The 16,557-nt window shown below is 66.3% G+C and carries 19 protein-coding genes; 8 read left to right on the top strand and 11 right to left on the bottom strand.

All coding sequences use genetic code 11. The features are described from left to right. Window positions 1-10: 10 nt before the first annotated feature. The 3 genes from A5688_RS07645 to A5688_RS07635 all read right to left on the bottom strand — a co-directional run bounded on the left by A5688_RS07645 (window position 11) and on the right by A5688_RS07635 (window position 1,730). A complete protein-coding gene (locus tag A5688_RS07645) occupies window positions 11-715 on the bottom strand; it encodes a TetR/AcrR family transcriptional regulator (RefSeq protein WP_067912599.1) in 705 nt (234 codons plus the stop codon). After that, window positions 699-1,175: a hypothetical protein gene (locus A5688_RS07640; protein ID WP_067835557.1), complete on the bottom strand. Its 477-nt coding sequence runs from the start codon at window positions 1,173-1,175 to the stop codon at window positions 699-701. Before A5688_RS07640 ends, A5688_RS07645 begins: the two co-directional genes overlap by 17 nt. 72 nt (window positions 1,176-1,247) lie before the next feature. Next, the gene (locus A5688_RS07635; RefSeq protein WP_242660337.1) at window positions 1,248-1,730 is read right to left on the bottom strand and encodes a hypothetical protein; all 483 of its coding nucleotides are present in this window, start codon (window positions 1,728-1,730) and stop codon (window positions 1,248-1,250) included. Window positions 1,731-1,844: 114 nt separating this feature from the next. On the opposite strand from A5688_RS07635, the gene A5688_RS07630 reads away from it, so the two are divergent. The 4 genes from A5688_RS07630 (at window position 1,845) to A5688_RS07615 (ending at window position 5,287) form a co-directional block, all read left to right on the top strand. Beyond that, window positions 1,845-2,699: a sulfurtransferase gene (locus A5688_RS07630; RefSeq protein ID WP_067912603.1), complete on the top strand. Its 855-nt coding sequence runs from the start codon at window positions 1,845-1,847 to the stop codon at window positions 2,697-2,699. A 202-nt stretch (window positions 2,700-2,901) separates the two neighbouring features. Next, window positions 2,902-3,684, top strand: a complete 783-nt coding sequence (locus A5688_RS07625; RefSeq protein WP_067912605.1) for an SDR family NAD(P)-dependent oxidoreductase — start codon at window positions 2,902-2,904, stop codon at window positions 3,682-3,684. Next, on the top strand, window positions 3,681-4,559 hold the full coding sequence (locus A5688_RS07620; RefSeq protein WP_067912609.1) for a TIGR03619 family F420-dependent LLM class oxidoreductase: 879 nt from the start codon (window positions 3,681-3,683) through the stop codon (window positions 4,557-4,559). The genes A5688_RS07625 and A5688_RS07620 overlap by 4 nt, the downstream gene beginning before the upstream one ends. Further along, a complete protein-coding gene (locus A5688_RS07615; protein WP_067912612.1) occupies window positions 4,559-5,287 on the top strand; it encodes a hypothetical protein in 729 nt (242 codons plus the stop codon). Before A5688_RS07620 ends, A5688_RS07615 begins: the two co-directional genes overlap by 1 nt. Here A5688_RS07615 and A5688_RS07610 read toward each other — a convergent pair. The 3 genes from A5688_RS07610 to A5688_RS07600 are packed head-to-tail and all read right to left on the bottom strand — an operon-like array spanning window position 5,284 to window position 7,585. After that, window positions 5,284-5,706 (bottom strand): ArsI/CadI family heavy metal resistance metalloenzyme, encoded by a 423-nt coding sequence (locus tag A5688_RS07610; protein WP_067835567.1) that lies wholly within the window; start codon window positions 5,704-5,706, stop codon window positions 5,284-5,286. The two genes, A5688_RS07615 and A5688_RS07610, sit on opposite strands and share 4 nt — an antisense overlap. Before the next feature lie 2 nt (window positions 5,707-5,708). After that, on the bottom strand, window positions 5,709-7,229 hold the full coding sequence (gene arsB, locus A5688_RS07605; protein WP_120312497.1) for an ACR3 family arsenite efflux transporter: 1,521 nt from the start codon (window positions 7,227-7,229) through the stop codon (window positions 5,709-5,711). Beyond that, entirely contained in the window at window positions 7,226-7,585 is a 360-nt protein-coding gene (locus A5688_RS07600) for an ArsR/SmtB family transcription factor (RefSeq protein ID WP_067835571.1), read from the bottom strand. The genes arsB and A5688_RS07600 overlap by 4 nt, the downstream gene beginning before the upstream one ends. Window positions 7,586-7,713: 128 nt before the next feature. Here A5688_RS07600 and A5688_RS07595 point away from each other — a divergent pair, with 128 nt between their 5' ends. Both A5688_RS07595 and A5688_RS07590 read left to right on the top strand, forming a co-directional pair. Next, the gene (locus A5688_RS07595) at window positions 7,714-8,241 is read left to right on the top strand and encodes a lipoprotein LpqH (protein WP_067835574.1); all 528 of its coding nucleotides are present in this window, start codon (window positions 7,714-7,716) and stop codon (window positions 8,239-8,241) included. 44 nt (window positions 8,242-8,285) lie between these two features. Next, the gene (locus tag A5688_RS07590) at window positions 8,286-9,275 is read left to right on the top strand and encodes an alpha/beta fold hydrolase (protein ID WP_067912632.1); all 990 of its coding nucleotides are present in this window, start codon (window positions 8,286-8,288) and stop codon (window positions 9,273-9,275) included. Window positions 9,276-9,350: 75 nt separating this feature from the next. Here A5688_RS07590 and A5688_RS07585 read toward each other — a convergent pair whose 3' ends face one another. Further along, on the bottom strand, window positions 9,351-10,553 hold the full coding sequence (locus A5688_RS07585; RefSeq protein ID WP_067912618.1) for a cytochrome P450: 1,203 nt from the start codon (window positions 10,551-10,553) through the stop codon (window positions 9,351-9,353). Between the two features lie 15 nt (window positions 10,554-10,568). Then, on the bottom strand, window positions 10,569-11,219 hold the full coding sequence (locus A5688_RS07580; protein WP_067912620.1) for a TetR/AcrR family transcriptional regulator: 651 nt from the start codon (window positions 11,217-11,219) through the stop codon (window positions 10,569-10,571). 216 nt (window positions 11,220-11,435) lie between these two features. Between A5688_RS07580 and A5688_RS07575 the strand changes: the two genes are divergently transcribed. Then, window positions 11,436-12,221, top strand: a complete 786-nt coding sequence (locus tag A5688_RS07575; RefSeq protein WP_120312495.1) for a spirocyclase AveC family protein — start codon at window positions 11,436-11,438, stop codon at window positions 12,219-12,221. A 12-nt stretch (window positions 12,222-12,233) separates the two neighbouring features. Beyond that, on the top strand, window positions 12,234-13,346 hold the full coding sequence (locus tag A5688_RS07570) for an ABC transporter substrate-binding protein (protein WP_067912623.1): 1,113 nt from the start codon (window positions 12,234-12,236) through the stop codon (window positions 13,344-13,346). A gap of 3 nt (window positions 13,347-13,349) precedes the next feature. On the opposite strand, the gene A5688_RS07565 is transcribed toward A5688_RS07570, so the two are convergent. Genes A5688_RS07565 through A5688_RS07555 form a run of 3 tightly spaced genes read right to left on the bottom strand, consistent with a single transcriptional unit; the run spans window position 13,350 to window position 16,414 of the window. Beyond that, window positions 13,350-14,324, bottom strand: coding sequence for an LLM class flavin-dependent oxidoreductase (locus tag A5688_RS07565; protein WP_067912626.1), 975 nt, complete (start codon window positions 14,322-14,324; stop codon window positions 13,350-13,352). A 45-nt stretch (window positions 14,325-14,369) separates the two neighbouring features. Then, window positions 14,370-15,431, bottom strand: a complete 1,062-nt coding sequence (locus tag A5688_RS07560; protein WP_068268109.1) for an NAD(P)H-dependent amine dehydrogenase family protein — start codon at window positions 15,429-15,431, stop codon at window positions 14,370-14,372. A gap of 11 nt (window positions 15,432-15,442) precedes the next feature. Further along, window positions 15,443-16,414 carry an LLM class flavin-dependent oxidoreductase gene (locus tag A5688_RS07555; RefSeq protein WP_067913970.1) on the bottom strand — a complete coding sequence of 324 codons (972 nt, stop codon included), beginning with the start codon at window positions 16,412-16,414 and terminating at the stop codon, window positions 15,443-15,445. Window positions 16,415-16,557: the final 143 nt, after the last annotated feature.

Raw genomic sequence — 16,557 nt, 5'->3', positions numbered from 1 at the left:
TCAGGCTTCGTCAGTAGTTTCGCGGCAGCGCCGCGACCATCGCCTCGACCTGCGCGCGCGTCAGCGTGGTAACGCTTCCGTCCGGTAGGCCGAGGATGCGGTCGATGGCCAGACCGTGCAGCCGGAATCGTGTTGTCAGGCGGTCGATCGAGCGTTCGCGCGCGGCCTCGTCGTCCGCGCGCAGCACCTCGAGGACGATCGAGTTCGTGCGCGCGGCGAGGCCGTAGATCATGTCGGCGACGCCTTCGGGGTCGAAGGTGTCGAACACGCCCTCGGCGACCCCCTCGGAGATCAGGCGCGTCAACAAAGGCAACGACAACGCCTCGTCCACCGCCACTATTCGTCCGTACAGATGGGCGTTGTCGGGGCGCAGCAATGCCGCCATGGCGGCAAGTTGCTCGGGGACGCCCATCGCCATCTTGACGTCAAAACCGGCTTGCAGCAACGCATTCAGGCGTGCCAGGGCATTTCCGCTGCGCGCGGCGACGGCATCCTCGATGAGGGTGAACCCGGCGCGCGCACTGCGTTCGGCCAGCGCGGCTATCAGCGCGTCTTTTGATGGAAACCAGTGGTAGAACGCGCCTTTGGAGACACCGGCATCGGCGATCAAATCGTTCAGGCTGACGTTTTCATAGCCACGCCGCAGAAATAATTCGGTCGCTCGATCCAGCAGCTCCGCCCGGCGGATGTCCGGGTGCTTAACTACCCGCGGCACCCGGGTGATCCTGGGTTGCACCCGCCACGGTTTCCGGCGCGCGTTGTTCCGGTTTCCAGCCCACGTATGTCAGGTACAGCCCGGCGCAGGCCAGGCCGATGAACAACACCCATATCGCGGCGTAAGCACCCGAGCTGTAGATGGCGTTGCCGGCCGCGTCGTAGGCCATGGGAACGGTCAACAGCAGCAGGCCGCGAACGAGGAAGAACCAGCCGACGCCCGACACGATGATCGCCGCGAGTCCCCGCCAGTACTGGTGAAACGCGATGATGAACAGGCCGCCCATCAACAAGATGGCGCCATACAGCCACGGCCACATCGGATTTGCCTTGAACTCGGTGAACAGCGTCTGCACGTAGGAGCCGCGTATCGCGATCGTGGTGGGCACGATGGTGAGATACGGACCCATCACGCGGGCGAACATCCGCGTCCGGATCTGCGATTGTGTCGAAGTGCTCATTGCACCACCTCCCTTTGCGCACCGAGCATAACCGACTGGTGGTCGGTATACCAGACCGTTGGTCGGTAAGGCTCAGAAATCGGAGGCGGCCCAGGTCCCCGGCGGGTACGGCGGAACCTGTCCGGCGAAGGCGCCGTCGGTCAGTGTGCACAGGGTGTCGGAGATGGTTCCGGCGTTTGCCAACACCTTCGGGGCACCACCCGGCACCACGCGTGCGATCACCGCCTGCCACGAGTAACCGATGCCGCCGTGCTCGTACCAGAGGAACCAGTCGGTGTCGTGGTGACCCGCGCGAATCATGCGGCGGAACGGCGCGTTTGGGTCGCTGACCGAATCGGTGGAGTTGAACGGGGCCCCGACATCGGCCATCGGCGGCAGCAACTTGAGGAGCTCCGGCGGCACCTGGGAGATGTGCTGCACCTCCTGCACGGGTGTTTTCAAGGCGCACTGGGTGTTTGGGGTGGCGGCCGCCGGTGTCGCCGTCGCGCATGACAGCGCGATACCGACCGCGAACCACGTCGTGACAATGTGCCGTGTGCCAGGCCTCTGCGTCACGATCTGCTCCCATCGGCGGCCCCGTTCCCGCGGACCCTACGCCGCTTCGCTCGGCCAGGGAGCGGTTTGCTCGCAGCGCTGGCTAGGCTCGCTGAAGGCCGATAAGGAGGATCCTTGAGCACACGCAACCAGGTACTGGTCACCGCCGCCGAGTTGGCGGTCACCCTCTCGGCCGGCGATCCGGTGACCATCCTGGACGTGCGGTGGAGAATCGACGATCCCGACGGGCGCGCGGCCTACCTGGACGGGCACATTCCGGGTGCGGTGTACGTCTCGCTCGACGATGACCTCAGCGACCACTCGGTTGTTGGCCGAGGACGTCACCCGCTGCCGACGGGGCGCAGCCTGGAGGCCGCCGCGCGCGACTGGGGAATCCGGCAGGGCGCCCCGGTCGTGGTGTACGACGACTGGAATCGCGCTGGTTCCGCGCGAGCGTGGTGGATGCTGACCGCGGCGGGGCTGGAGAACGTGCGCATTCTGGACGGCGGCTTGGCCGCGTGGCGCGCGGCCGGACAGAGCCTGGAGGCCGGGCCCGTCGTTCCTGCCCCCGGGAATGTGACTGTGCCGCACGATGACCTGCATGCGGGAAGCCGCCGCACGCTGACGGCCGAGCGGGTCGGCGAGGGCACCGTGATGCTGCTCGATGCGCGCGCGCCGGAGCGCTTCCGCGGCGACGCGGAACCCCTCGATCCCGTCGCCGGCCACATCCCCGGCGCGAAGAACCTTCCCAGCGGCGAGGTCCTGGCTTCCGATGGCACCTTCCTCGACGGCGACGCGCTCGCACAGCTGTTGGCCGATCGCGCAATCGAGCGTCACGACGCGGTGGCCGCCTACTGCGGCTCGGGCGTCACCGCCGCGGTCACCATCGCCGCGCTCGCCGCGATGGGCCGCGATGCGGCCCTGTATCCGGGTTCGTGGTCCGAATGGTGCTCGGACCCCGACCATCCGGTGGAACGCGGCGACGCATAGCCTCCCGCCGGCCGGCGCCTCCCGACCATGAGGTGAATTTCCAAAGCGCCAGCACATGCGCTAGCGGTTCTGCGAAACACCTCATGGTCGGAGCGGTGGTCCGCCCGCGCGAAGCCGCCTCGATCCCGGCAAACATCACCGCGGGCAAGATTCGCGAATTGTTAGACTCTGCCCGCATGAATCCGCTTGGGAAGAACCCGCCATGACCGGCCGACTCGAGGGCAAGGTCGCGATCATCACTGGCGCCAGCACCGGCCTTGGACCCGTGCTGGGCTCGCTGTTCGTCCGTGAAGGCGCCAGGGTGTTGCTGGCCGCACGGCGCGAAGAGCTGGTTCACGCCGCTGCGCACGCGGCGGGCCCCGGCGCCATCGCCGTGCGCGCCGACGTCACCGACGAGGACGACGTCGCGGCCATGGTGGCACGGGCGGTCGACGAGTTCGGTCAGGTCGACATCCTGTGCAACAACGCTGCCGCGCCCGGGCAGGATCGCTGGATCTGGGAGCAGACGCTGGACAACTGGAACTCCACCATCGCCATCGACGTCACCGCCGCGATGCTGTGCACCCGCGAGGTCTTGAACCGTTCGATGCTGCAACGCCGCCGCGGCGTCATCCTGAACTTCTCCTCCACCGTCAGCTACTCCGGCATGGTCCGCAAAACGCACTACGTCACCGCCAAGGCGTCACTGCGGGCATTCACCAAGGCCGTCGCGCTCGAGGTCGGCCCGCATGGCATCCGCTGCAATTGCATCGTGCCCGGTGCCATCGACACCGAGCTGTGGCGCAAATGGGTGCAGCGCACCGCGGACGAGCAGGGCGTCGACGCCGAGACCGTTCGCGCGAAGCAACTCAAAGGCGTTGCCTTGCAAGATATCTCCTCGGCCGAGGATATCGCCAACCTGGCGTTGTTCCTCGCCGGCGACGAAAGCCGCACCATCACCGGCCAATCGATTCCCGTCGATGCCGGGGGGTACATGCAGGGATGAGCGGACACGCCAAACTGTCGGTGGCAACCCCGGTGGTCACGATGTTTCCCGGAAGCAGCGGCGACTGGGAGAAGCACGCCAGCATCGAGGATGTGGCTCAGATCGCCGAGGCCGCAGACCGGTTCGGCTACCACCACCTGACCTGCAGCGAGCACATCGCGCTGCCCGCGGCCGAGCGGGCCCGCCGCGGCACCCGCTATTGGGATCCGCTGGCCACGTTCGGCTACCTGGCCGCACGCACCCGGCGCATTCGGCTGGCCACCAACGTGCTGGTGCTCGCCTATCACCATCCGCTCGAGATCGCCAAACGCTATGGCACTCTGGACCAGATCAGCGGCGGGAGGCTGATTCTGGGCGTCGGCGTGGGCAGCCTCAAAGAGGAATTCGATCTGATCGGCGCACCCTTCGACGATCGCGGTCCGCGCGCCGACGACGCTCTACGGGCGCTGCGCGCGTCGCTGTCGGTCGCCGAACCCGCCTACCACGGTGAGTTCTATTCGTTCGACGGCCTGGTGGTCGATCCGTGCGCGGTCCAGGAGCGCGTGCCAATCTGGGTAGGCGGGCGGACGCTGCGATCGCTGCGCCGCGCCGCGACGCTGGCCGACGGTTGGGCCCCCTTCAACGTGAGCCTGCAGCAGGCCCGGGATTGGCTGGGCCGCTGTGAATTTCATCCCGGGTTCGACATCGTCCTACCCGCTCCCGCGCTGCTGGACCCGATCGGGGCGCCTGAGCGCACCCGCGACCTGCTGGGCGAAACCACCGCACACGGCGCGACGATAATCAGCGCCGTCTTCCGGCACACCTCGCTGCAGCATTACCTGGAGAACCTGCAGGCACTCGCCGAACTCCATCCCCCCGCAGGGGTTTTCACGTGATGCGGGTCAGGGCGGGCATATTCAGCCTCACGGCCGCGGCGCCGGCCGATGACGACGGCAGTTATCTGCGCTGGCATCTGCTGGACCACATGCCCGAGCAATACCAGCTGCCCGGCATCGTGCATGGCTTGCGCTGGATCGCTGACGGCGAGTACCCCGACCACCGCCTCGCGGCCGACGGGCCGCTGGGCGAGATCGGCAACGCGGTGCACTACCTGGTGGGCGATCCCGTCGAGAAGACCTTCGACGACTTTGTCATCCTGGGCCGCGCCCTGCGCGACAACGGCCGCTTTCCGGTGGTGCGACCGTCGCTGCAAGTAGCCGGTCTGCGCCTGCTGCAGTGGCAATCCTCGCCGCACGCGCTCGTTTCGCCCGAGGTGGTGCCGTTTCGGCCGCACCGCGGCATCGTGCTGATCGTCGAAGAACCCACCGACGGCCGACCGGACGACTGGCTGCAGTGGTTGCACACCGAGCACTATCCGGCACTGCTCGCCACCCCGGGCACGGCCGGCGCGTGGACGTTCGGTTCCAGCGCCGGATGGAGCCACCTGCCCCGAGGATGGCGAACCGATCATCAGTACGTCACGGTCGTCTACCTCGACGACGATCCGCTGACAACCATCGGCGCACTGGCACCCATCATCGAAGAGCGTTGGCGCTCAACGGCGGTGCGGCCGGTGTTCGCCGGACCGCTGCGCACCATGATCAGTTGGGACGCCTGGCCCTAAACCGCCTGCGGGGCGCAGCAGGTGGGCTCCGATTGGTCGGTAGGTCCGAAGGTCTCCGAATCCGCCTTCACGGTGTAGATCTCCCAACGTTCACCGCCGGGACCGCTGACCCACACTTTGTCTTGCGTGGCGTAACAACACGTGGTGTCGACCTCTTCGTCGGTCAGCAGTCCGACCTCGGCAAGCCGTTGGCTCTCCGTGTTCACGGTGTCGGTGGAGGCGACCTCGACCCCGAGGTGGTTGAGGGTGCCGCCGTGGCCGGGGTTCTCCAGCAAAACCAGTTTGAGCGGAGGCTCGGCAACGACGAAGTTGGCGTAGCCGGGTTTGGTCTTGGCCGGCTCGACGCCGAAAAGTTTGGTGTAGAAGGTGATTGCCTCGTCGAGATTGTCGACATTGAGGGCCAATTGAACCCGTGACATGATCATTTTCCTTTCGTGACGGGTGTCTGGATGGTCATGGTGGTCCCGAGCAGCTCTGCGATGAGAGCACGAACATGCTCGGCGATGTCCTGACGGATGGCCCGCACCGTCTCGACCGGCTGCCCGGCAGGATCGCGCAGGCGCCAGTCGCGGTAGGAGACCCCCGGGAAGTACGGGCAGGTGTCACCGCAACCCATGGTGATCACGATGTCACTCGTCTGTACCGCGTCGGCGGTGAGAATTTTCGGGGTGTCGGTGATGTCGATGCCCCATTCGGCCATCACCGCCACCGCCGCGGGATTGATGTGATCGGCGGGCTCCGTTCCCGCGGAGCGCACGTCGATGCGGTCGCCTGCCAGGTGACTTAGCAACGCCGCGGCCATCTGCGACCGGCCGGCGTTGTGCACACAGACAAACAGGACGCTGGGCCTGTCGGCGCCGGCCGAGGAACTCCCGGCCGCACCGAACAGCCGCGGTCGCAGCGCCAACGAGACGTAGACCAGTGCGACCAAGACCGGGACTTCGATCAGCGGTCCGACCACACCGGCCAGGGCCTGGCCCGAGGCGGCGCCGTAGGTGGCGATCGCCACCGCGATCGCCAGCTCGAAGTTGTTTCCGGCGGCGGTGAACGCCAGGGTGGTGGTGCGCGCGTACCCGAGCCGCAGCAGCACTCCCAGCGCGTATCCCCCGGCCCACATGATCGCGAAGTACGCCAGCAGCGGCAACGCAATTCGGGCGACATCCCAGGGCCGGGAGGTGATTTGGTGGCCTTGGAGCGCGAAGAGGATGACGATGGTGAACAGCAACCCGTACAACGCCCAGGGGCCGATCCGGGGCAGGAACCGACTCTCATACCAACCGCGGCCTTTGGCGCGCTCGCCCAGACGACGCGACAGGTATCCGGCCAGCAGCGGTATGCCCAGGAAGATCAGCACGGATTTCGCGATCTGCCAGGCGGATACATCGATGCCCGTCGTGTCGAGTCCCAGCCAACCCGGCAGCACCGACAGGTAGAACCACCCCAGAGCGGCGAACATGACGACCTGGAAGATCGAATTCAGCGCGACCAGTACGGCGGCGGCTTCGCGGTCCCCGCACGCGAGGTCGTTCCAGATGATGACCATCGCGATGCAGCGCGCCAGCCCCACGATGATCAGGCCCGTGCGGTACTCCGGCAGGTCCGGCAGCATCAGCCAGGCCAAGGCGAACATCACGGCGGGCCCGACCAGCCAGTTCAGCACCAGCGACGTCACCATCAATTTGCGGTCCGCGGTCACGGTGCCCAGCCGGTCGTAGCGCACTTTGGCCAGCACCGGGTACATCATCACCAGCAGCCCGATCGCGATGGGCAACGAGATCCCGTCGACCGCAACGGCGCCCACCGCCCGTCCCAGGCCTGGGATGAGCCGGCCGAGCAGCAGGCCCGCCACCATGGCGATCGCGATCCACCCCGGCAGGAATCGGTCCAACGTCGAGAGCCGGGCGCTTAGCGGCGAGCCGGTGCCGATCCGCGTCTGGGTCATGACCCGCATCCCGCGGCCACTGGTGCGTCGACGCTCAGCACCGACGAAAGTTGTTGTAATGCAGCGGGAATTACCCAGTAGTAGACCCAGGTACCGCGTCGTTCACAGTCCAACAGCCCCGCCGAGCGCAGCGTCTTGAGGTGGTGGGAGATCGTCGGCTGCGAAACGTCGAACGTCTGGGAGATTTCGCAGACGCACGCCTGGCCACCGGGGTGGCTGGCGATCAGACTCAGCAGTCGCAGCCGCACGGGATCGCTGAGCGCCTTGAACATCGCCGCCAGCTCCACGGCGTGCGGCTCGGCCAAGGCGGCCGCCCCCAACGCCGGGCAACACGCCACCTCGGATTGATTCGACATACATCTATATAAGCATGTATCGAATCAAGGCGCTAGTGGTGGCGTTTTTCCCGTGCTCCGGTTTTAGTCAGGTAAGGGAAACGAACGGGCCCTATAGTCCTCGTGACGTCCTAGTCAAAGGGGGTGCCATGACCAATCCCGACAGCCGCCGCGGTCAGCGGCGGGTCGTTCGCGCGGCCACCGCGCTCGCCCTGGTGGCGTTGGGGGCCGGGCTGCCGGCCTGCTCCAGCAAGGGCGATCACCCGGCTGCCACCACGAGTTCAGGTCCGGCGTTGGCAAGCACGACCGTCATGATCGATGGGAACAAGCACACGATCATCGCCGCTGTGGACTGCACTCGATCGGCGGCGCAACCGAATGCGTCTCCCCCGGAATCGGGTGACCTCACCACCCGGATCAACGTGCATGACGATTCGACGTCGGTGTCGCTGGCCGTCTCCGACGAACAACCGCCCGCCATCGATGGATTCGGGATCTCGCTGAAAATGGACAACGGCCAGTACCAACTGCCCTACCAGGGAACCAAGTCACCGAATCAGGTCCAAGCGACCAAGGACGGCAAGAGCTACACGGTGACCGGGACGGGCCAGGCGACGACACCCGGCCAAAGTGGGTTGAGGGATGTGACTTTCGGCGTTCACGTGACGTGCCCGTAAACGCGTAGTTGTCTGCCGCGACCACCTCTGCGATGCTGACAAGCTTGGACATCTTCACGCAGTGGAAAGACGGCGGCACCGAGCTTCGTTGGCGCTCGACAACAGCCGCCAACGATCGCACCGAGGTCGCGGTGTTTAGTCGCCGCTGCGGCACTCCGGGTGCGCCCGCCCTGGTGCTGGTGCACGGATTTCCGACCAGCAGCATCGACTACTTCGCGCTGGCGAGTGAGTTGAGCGCGGAGTTCGACATCTACCTGTTGGATTTTCCCGGTTACGGGCTGTCCGACAAACCACCCGAGCCGTATGTGTATTCGCTCTACGACGACGCGCGCCTGCTCGTCCACGCGATCATCGAGGTGTGGAAGCTGACCGAATACCGCATGCTCACCCATGACCGAGGCAGCAGCGTCGGCATGATCGCGCTGGGCATGCTGGCCGCACAGGATCCGCCGGCCGTGCCCCTCGACCTGATACTGACCAACGCCAACATCTTCCTTCCGCTGTCCAACCTCACCGCGTTTCAGACCGCGCTGCTCGACCCGGCGACCGCGCGAGCCACCGCGGCGGCGGCGACGCCCGAGATGCTGGCGGCCGGCATGGGCGCGAGCACGTTCATGCCACGACGCACGCTGGACGATCCCGAGATCGCGGCGCTGGCGAAATGCTTCGCCCACAACGACGGCATTCGCGTGCTGCCCGACACCATTCAATATCTTCACGAGCGCGCGGCGGACGAAACCGGTTGGCTGGAGTCACTTTCCGTCAGCGACGTCAACACGACGGTGGTGTGGGGCGTGCACGACAACGTGGCACCGCTGCGGGTTCCCAACCACGTCTGGCAGGCGTATCTGAAGAACAAGCCGGGCCGCAACCGCTACTGGGTGGTGCCCGGCGCCGACCACTACCTGCAGTGCGACGCCCCGGGGCACCTGGCCCAGATCGTGCGCCTCACCGCCGAAGGTGGGGATATTCCGTTGCAGACGTTGGGCAATCAGCCCGACGGCCCGGTGTTGGTGGACCAGAGCGACACCTAGCCGCTGACACCGCGAGTGTGCGGCCAGCCGCACGTTCGGGCTCGAGTGTGCGGCCAGCCGCACACTCGGCGCGCCCTACCTGACGAGGACCGGCAGGCGGGCCCACCCGCGCACGCTGGCGGTGTGCGCCCGTTGGGCGTTCGCATAGTCGACTTCCCAGTCGGGCCAGCGTTTGAGGACCTCTTCGAAGGCCACCCGCGCCTCGAGCCGCGCCAGCGCCGAACCGAGACAGAAGTGCAGGCCCTGCCCGAAGCTGAGATGGCTGCCGCGGCGGTGGATGTCGTAGCGATCCGCATCCGGGAAGTGGCTCTCGTCCCGGTTCGCCGAGGCGTTCAGCAGGAGCATGAACGACCCTTCGGGAACCTTGCGACCGTAGTGCTCGGCATCGCGCGCGACGTAGCGAGCCTGCACCGGTGACGGCGGCTCGTAGCGCAGCGTCTCCTCGATCGCGCCGGGGATCAGCGTCGGATCCGCGACGAGCTCGCGGCGTTGATCCGGGTGATCCGACAACAGCTGGCCCATGAAACCGATTAAACGGGCGGTGGTTTCGTTGCCGGCGCCGGCGATCATCGCGGTGTAGGACAGCACCTCGGTCCGCGACAGGGGACGCCGCGTGCCGTCGGGTTCGTCGATCTCGGCCCGCAACAGTTCGGTCATCAGGTCGTCGGAGGGGTTACTGGCCCGCCACTCGATGTACTCGGCGAACAACGCGATGGAATTCGCGAACACACTCGCATCGACCGCGGCGGGGTCGCTGTCCTTGGTCATTTCGATGTTGGCGACGCTTTGGTCCCGGATCTTCTCCTGATCCGCCTCGGGAATGCCTAAGAGGTATCCGATGGTGCGCATCGGCATCATCGCGCCGAGGTCGGCGATGAAATCGAAACCGCTCCCGCCGACCAGCGGGTCGAGCTCGCGGACGCAGAACCCACGCACCAGGTCCTCCACCGCCAGCATGCGCCGGGGCGTGAAAACACGGGACAGCAGTTTGCGGTGCAGATCGTGCAGCGGCGGATCCTCGAACAGCAGAATACCCGGGGGCACTTCGATGTTCGCGAACAAGATGTCGGCGGTGGTGCCGCGGCCGGAGCGGTACGTCTCCCAGTTCGGTAGTTCGCGCACCACGTCGTAATATCGGCTGAGCGCGTAGAAGTTGTACTTCTCGTTGTAGTACAGCGGCGCTTCCTCGCGCATCCGCTTCCACACCGGGTATGGGTTCGAGTCGATCTCGACATCGAATGGGTCGTAATACAACTCGACGGCGCTGGGGCTTGTCATGGTCGGATCCCTAACTCAATCGTTGCGGTGCAAGAAGCCGTGCAGAAGTGCTTGAACGAGTTCCTCGACGATCACCTCTCGCGGCGGTTGCCTGTTCCCGAAGTAGGTCGAACGCAGGGCGGCCATCCCGGCGATCATCGACACCGTCGAATGCGCGGGCAGGTCGGGGTGGTCCGACCGCAACCCCCGCAACTGCATGCCTTCGACGCTGATCTGGCCGAGCACCGTGATCGCCCGCCGGATCTCGGCAATGCCCGCGTCGGCCTGCTCCTCGTCGCTGAGCGTCTCTGACGCCATCAATGTCAGCAGCAGACCCTTGTGTTCGACGAACACGTCGTAGAGCTGCGATACGAACTGCCGCGTCAGCTCCTGCTCGTCGGTCTCCTCGGGAACGACGGACTGCCAGGTCTGACCGAATTGGTCTACGAAGCTCACGAAGGGCACCACAAGTGCCTCGCGGAACAGCGCCGCCTTCGAACCGAAGTTGCGGAACAGCAGGTGTTCGGTGACCCCGGCGGCCTGGGCGATTTCGCGGGTCGTGGTGCTGCGATAGTCCTGGCGGGCGAACAGTGCCCGGGCGGCGTCGAGCAGCAGTCTGCGCGGCTCCCCACGGGGCCGACGCGCCACCGTAGCCGGTATCGCCTGCCTAGTTGCTCGCTGGGGCACCGAGGTCCACTCCCGTCGAAACGGCCCTTCTTTGGGGATAGTATCCGCTATCTACCTAAGATAGTATCCACTACCTTAAGGCTTTGTCGGAAGGGGTGCGACCGTGGGCGCTGTCATCATGCTCGGCACGCTGTTCGGGCTGATCGTCCTGATTTTCGGGCTGGTGCTGCGCTTCGATCCCGAGGCACGGCGCGCGCCGCGCGACGAGGGCCGCCAGTGAAAACCGAGATGACGCCGGTGATGGCCGGGGCTCAGTACTTTTCCTACGTCGCGAGCATCGCGTTCTTGATCATCGGGATCTACCTGAGCTATCGTCGCCGCCGCATCCACCCGCTGTTGCTTCTTGGCATCTCGGCGATCTCGTTCTCCTGGATCGAGTCGCCCTACGACTGGGCGATGTACGCACAGTTTCCGCCCGGGCTGCCCCGCATGCCGTCCTGGTGGCCGTTGAACGTGACGTGGGGCGGGTTGCCTCTCGCCGTCCCGATCGGCTACGTCTCCTACTTCATCATTCCCGCCGTCACCGGAGCCGCTCTCGGGCGGTGGCTGAGCGCAAAGTTCAACTGGCGCAGGCCAATTACCCTGCTCGTGGTCGGTCTTGTTGTCGGTTTCTGCTGGGCACTGTTTTTCAACGGCTACACCGGGGCCCAGCTCGGCAACTTCTACTACGGCTACGTGATTCCCGGCCTCGCGATCTTCGAGGGCACCAAGCACCAATACCCGCTGTACGACTCGCTGGCCATGGGCATCCAGATGATGCTCTTCACGTATCTGCTTGGACGCACCGATGAACAAGGACGAAACGTCATCGACATGTGGGCCGACAAGAGATCGAAGAGCCGCGGGCAGTCTGCGGTGCTATCGGTCGTGGCCGCTATCGTCGTCGGACACCTGGTATACGGCGCGGTCTTTGCGCCCCACCTCATTACCAAGCTGGGCGGCTGGGTGACTGCAGGCCCAACGGAGCAGCTGTACCCCGGCGTACCGAACCAACCCAAGTAAGCGGGAGGCCCAGTGGGTTACGAGAGCACCGCCCAGCCGATCAAGATCGGCTATTTGATGGACTTCCTCCTGCCCGAGGGCTTTCCGCAAACGTACTTCCAGGACCTGACGCAGCCGTTCGATTTGGTTTTCAAGAAGGGCGTCGAGCAAGGGTTGATCGATCGGCCGATCGAGATCATCTACCGCGAAGTGGAGGGTCTGCCCAAGGGGTCGGTCAAGGCGGTCATCGACGCCTACGGTGAGTTGTGCGACGAGGGCTGTCTGGCCGTTTTCGGCCCGAATATCGGCGACAACGCGATCCCGGCCCGCGAAGCGATCGAGGAGCGTTTCAAGGTCCCCTGCATCAGCGTGACCGGTTCCGACGCCGCGCTCGGCGAGTGGTTCTTCGCGTTTCCGATGGGCTCGCATACCGACGAGCCGATTTTCTGGTCCGACCTGCTGGCCAAGGGCGGTCACACCGAGGTGGGCGTGCTCGTCGAGCAGTCGCTGGTCGGCGAGGCCTATCTGAAGAATTTCCGGGATGCGTGCCGGCGCAGGGGTATTCGGATCGTCGCCGAGTCGTCGATCGCCCAGACCGCCGGGGACGTGACGGCCGCGGTCCGGGCACTGCATGACGCCAAGGCGCAGGCGATCGTGCATTGCGGATTCGGCTTCGGGATCGTGTTCGTCAACCCGGCGCTGCAGGGGCTGGGCTGGGATCCGCCCCGGTTCTGCGGCACCGCTTTTCAGAACGCCTGGCTCAATCCGATCATGTGGAACGCTTTCATGGGCTGGACCGGGGTCGACCAGTACGACGAGGGCAACACGGTCGGGCAGAGCTTCCTCGACGACTACGACGCGGCCTACGGTCGGCGGCCGGAATGGTGTGTGCCGGTGGTGAATCGAGATGTCGCGCACACGCTGCTGCGGGCGCTCGCCGACGCTCACCCGTTGAGTCCGCGCGGGGTGAAGGAGGCGCTCGAACGCGTCAAGATGATGCCGGCGGCGTCCGGCGCCCCGGGAACACGGGTGTCGTTCGGTAACTGGTCTCGCCGCGCCTGGGTGGGCGCGGGTTACCTGGTGGCGCGCCGGCTTGACGCCGACGGCGTCAACTCACACCTCGTCGATCGGTTCGGCGAGGAGTAGCCGTCAGCCGAGCGCCTCGGGCAGCACCACTTCGCCCACCCGCTGCAGATACGGCCACGCGATGTCCGGCGGCAGCCCGCCACACAGCGGCGACAGGTTGAGCACCTGGCCCGCTTTCACCCGCGAAATCGCCTCGGGGACAGAGATAATCACGTGCGATGTGCCCGTCTCGCGCAGTTCGTCGACCGTGTTCACGTGCGAGAAGCCGGCCGTCGTCTCGTCCCCCGGATTCCACGCGGCGTAGGTTTTCACGTCGTGCAGCAGATGCTCGCCGATCTCCTTCCACGCCTGATCCAGGTCGTCGGCGACGAACACGACCGAGGGCGTGTTGCGGTCGGGAAACATCGTCGGCCCCGGCTGATGGCCGTGCTCGCGGCACGCCTCTTCGTAGGCCTCCTGCATGCCCGGCGCGTTGGCGTTGCCCAGCATGCCCAGGCCGTACCGGCCGGCCCGGCGGGCCGCGGCGACCGTTCCCCCGCCCCACATCAGTCCCGGCCCGCCTGGGGTCAGGGGGCGCGGTGTCACGGTGATGCGCCGTCCATCTTCGACGACGGTTTCGCCGGCCAGCAGTCGCCGCAACAGCGCGAGCTTCTCGTCGCAGACACGACCGCGTTTCTTGATCGGGACACCGAAGTGCTCGAACTCCTCGGGCCGGTAGCCCAGGGCCAGGATGTACGACGCCCGCCCGTTGCTGAGGATGTCCAGGACCGCCATGTCCTCGGCGAGGCGGACGGTCTCGTAGAACGGAAGGATCAGGATCAGGCTGAGCGCCAGCCGTTGCGTTCGCGCGGCCACCGCCGAGGCCAGCAGAAACGGTGACGGCAGGTAGCCGTCCTCGGACCCGTGGTGCTCGCACAGCACGGCGGCCAGACCGCCGTGTTCTTCGGCCCAGGCACACATGTCGGGTGCCGCGGCGTACAGATCGGTTGGGGGCGCGGCCCATTCGGGATCGCGCATGTCGAAGCGCAGTGTGTACACGGCAAACTCCTCGCTGGCCCAAGCTTTGCGACGTACGTTACACGTTCAGTCGAAGGCGTAAAGCGGCAGCGTGGTCGGAATGTCCAGCGAGCTGAGCAGGCCCGGGGGCGCGTCGACGACGTACGGGATCGCGTTGACGACGCGCATCGCCGTCGACGCCATCGCGGCCCGCCCCGCCCCGTGGCCCGCCGTCTCCCCCAGCGTCATCTCGCAGTGGATGTCGGGATCTCCTTCGATGTCGACCCGATAGGTGGCGTCACACTCCGACGTCGGCCAGTCGGGGGCGACATCGCGCGCCATCCGAATGATGTGCTCGATCACGATGGCCTCACGGCCGTTGACCACTCCCGCGGCGCGGGTGCGCACCGCACCGCAGGTGCCCGCCTTGACCGTGCCGAAGGCGACCTCGATGTCGCGGTCGGTCAGCTCACGGCCGAGCGAACCCCGGATCTCCTCCACCTCGACACCGAGACCCTCCGCGATGAGGTAAATCGGTGCCTTCCATGCCAATTCGATGAATCCCGGCGTCTTCAGCATCGGCTCGAAATCCAGCGGCCGGCCAAAGCCCATCCCGTCCATCATCACGTCGGCCACCGGGTAGTGATCGTTGAGCGCGACCTCGCTGGCCGTGATCCGGCGGATGCGCTTGGACTGGGTCGTCATCAGCAACGCGAGCTGATCGGAAGCGAACCCGGGGAAGATGCCCGACGCGTAGAACGACGCCTGGCCGCTTTTGGCCGCCGCGTCCAGCTCGTCGCGCCAGAGGGGCGCGAAATAGGACGGCGGGTACACCAGGCTGGTCGACGACGTCGACACCACGTTGATGCCCGCCGCCAGCAGGCGCACGTAGTCGGGTACGGCCGCGCCGTCGCGGTCGGGCCCGCTGGCCGCGTACACCACGCAGTCCGGCTTGAGAGCGATCAGCGCGTCGGCATCGTTGGTGGCCGGCAGCCCCAGCGGTTCGCCGCCGGCCAGCTCGCCGGCGTCCTTGCCGACCTTGTCGGGTGAATGCACCCACACGCCAACAAGTTCCAGATCCGGCCGACGCCGAATGGCATCGATCGCGTTCGAGCCGACTCCCCCGGTCGACCAAACGACAACACGCATGGGCACTCTCCTCACTGGTCGTCCGCAACGGCGGCCGCGGCCCGCTCGAGATAGGGCCACGCCACCTCCGGTGCGATGCCGCCGCAGAGCGGGTGCAGCGGCAGCAGTCGCCCGGCACGCACGTAGTCGATCGCCTCGCCGGCCGTGAAGATGCGGTACGGGCCGCCGTCCTCGCGAAGCGCCGCCACGCTGTCGGCACGGGTGATGCTGGCCACCGAATCGTCATGCGGCCGGTAGGAGGCCGCCGTCTTGGCGTCGTGCAACAGGTGCGGTCCCAGCTCATCCCAGGCTTCATCGACGTCGTCAGCGACGAAAACCGCTGTCGGTGCGCCTGATTGGGGAAACTGGACGATCCCGGGTTCGTGTCCGTGCGCGCGGCACTGGTCCTCGTAGTACTCCTTGAGGCCCGGCGAGGCGGTCTGGGAGATGAAGCCCAGGCCGTGGCGGCCCGCCCGCCGTGCGGCGGCCTTGCTGCCGCCGGCAATGAGCACCATGGGTCCGTTGGGCGATCCGCACGGCGGGGTGACGTGGACCGTGCGCCCCCGATATTCGACGGGCTCACCGCGCACCAGCGGACCGAGCACGTCCAGCATCTCGTCAGCGGCCCGACCACGCGTGGTCATGTCGATGCCGAAGTGCTCGTATTCCTCGCGTCGATGTCCCACACCGAACGCGTAGGACACCCGCCCCTTGCTGATCAGGTCCAGCACGCTGATCTCTTCGGCGAGCCGGACGGGATCCCACAACGGAATCGGCACCGCGGCCAGCAGGATCGCCAGCGTGCGCGTCCGGGCCGCGATCGCCGACGCCAGCGTCAGCGGCGCGGGCAGATGACCGTCGGCGGCCCCATGGTGCTCGGAGAGCACCGCCAGCGCGGCGCCCCGCGTCTCGGCCCGCTCGCACATGTCGATGGCCGCCGCGTACAGATCGGTGGCCGATGCAGCCCACTCGGGAGCGCGCATGTCGAACCTAAGTGTGAACATCAGCGTGGGCCGCCGTGAAATGTCGCTCGGAGGCGGGCAAAACTTCGGTCTACCCTCACACCCGGCAGATTAACCTAAGATTTGTTCATTAGGATAGTACTTACTCTCTTAAACCCTTGACCGTGCGGCACAGCGGCTGTTAG

This window comes from Mycobacterium mantenii, from assembly GCF_001667865.1.
Classification (GTDB): Bacteria; Actinomycetota; Actinomycetes; order Mycobacteriales; family Mycobacteriaceae; genus Mycobacterium; species Mycobacterium mantenii_A.
This window is presented reverse-complemented; position numbering and strand designations above follow the sequence as displayed.

What these genes read in the sequence shown, in the direction of transcription:
- A5688_RS07600 (WP_067835571.1), bottom strand. Translation starts at nt 7,585, where the DNA reads ATGTCGAATCAATCCGAGGTGGCGTGTTGCCCGGCGTTGGGGGCGGCC.
- A5688_RS07640 (WP_067835557.1), bottom strand. Translation starts at nt 1,175, where the DNA reads ATGAGCACTTCGACACAATCGCAGATCCGGACGCGGATGTTCGCCCGC.
- A5688_RS07620 (WP_067912609.1), top strand. Translation starts at nt 3,681, where the DNA reads ATGAGCGGACACGCCAAACTGTCGGTGGCAACCCCGGTGGTCACGATG.
- A5688_RS07625 (WP_067912605.1), top strand. Translation starts at nt 2,902, where the DNA reads ATGACCGGCCGACTCGAGGGCAAGGTCGCGATCATCACTGGCGCCAGC.
- A5688_RS07615 (WP_067912612.1), top strand. Translation starts at nt 4,559, where the DNA reads ATGCGGGTCAGGGCGGGCATATTCAGCCTCACGGCCGCGGCGCCGGCC.
- A5688_RS07585 (WP_067912618.1), bottom strand. Translation starts at nt 10,553, where the DNA reads ATGACAAGCCCCAGCGCCGTCGAGTTGTATTACGACCCATTCGATGTC.
- A5688_RS07560 (WP_068268109.1), bottom strand. Translation starts at nt 15,431, where the DNA reads ATGCGTGTTGTCGTTTGGTCGACCGGGGGAGTCGGCTCGAACGCGATC.
- arsB (WP_120312497.1), bottom strand. Translation starts at nt 7,229, where the DNA reads ATGACCCAGACGCGGATCGGCACCGGCTCGCCGCTAAGCGCCCGGCTC.
- A5688_RS07595 (WP_067835574.1), top strand. Translation starts at nt 7,714, where the DNA reads ATGACCAATCCCGACAGCCGCCGCGGTCAGCGGCGGGTCGTTCGCGCG.
- A5688_RS07555 (WP_067913970.1), bottom strand. Translation starts at nt 16,414, where the DNA reads ATGTTCACACTTAGGTTCGACATGCGCGCTCCCGAGTGGGCTGCATCG.
- A5688_RS07610 (WP_067835567.1), bottom strand. Translation starts at nt 5,706, where the DNA reads ATGTCACGGGTTCAATTGGCCCTCAATGTCGACAATCTCGACGAGGCA.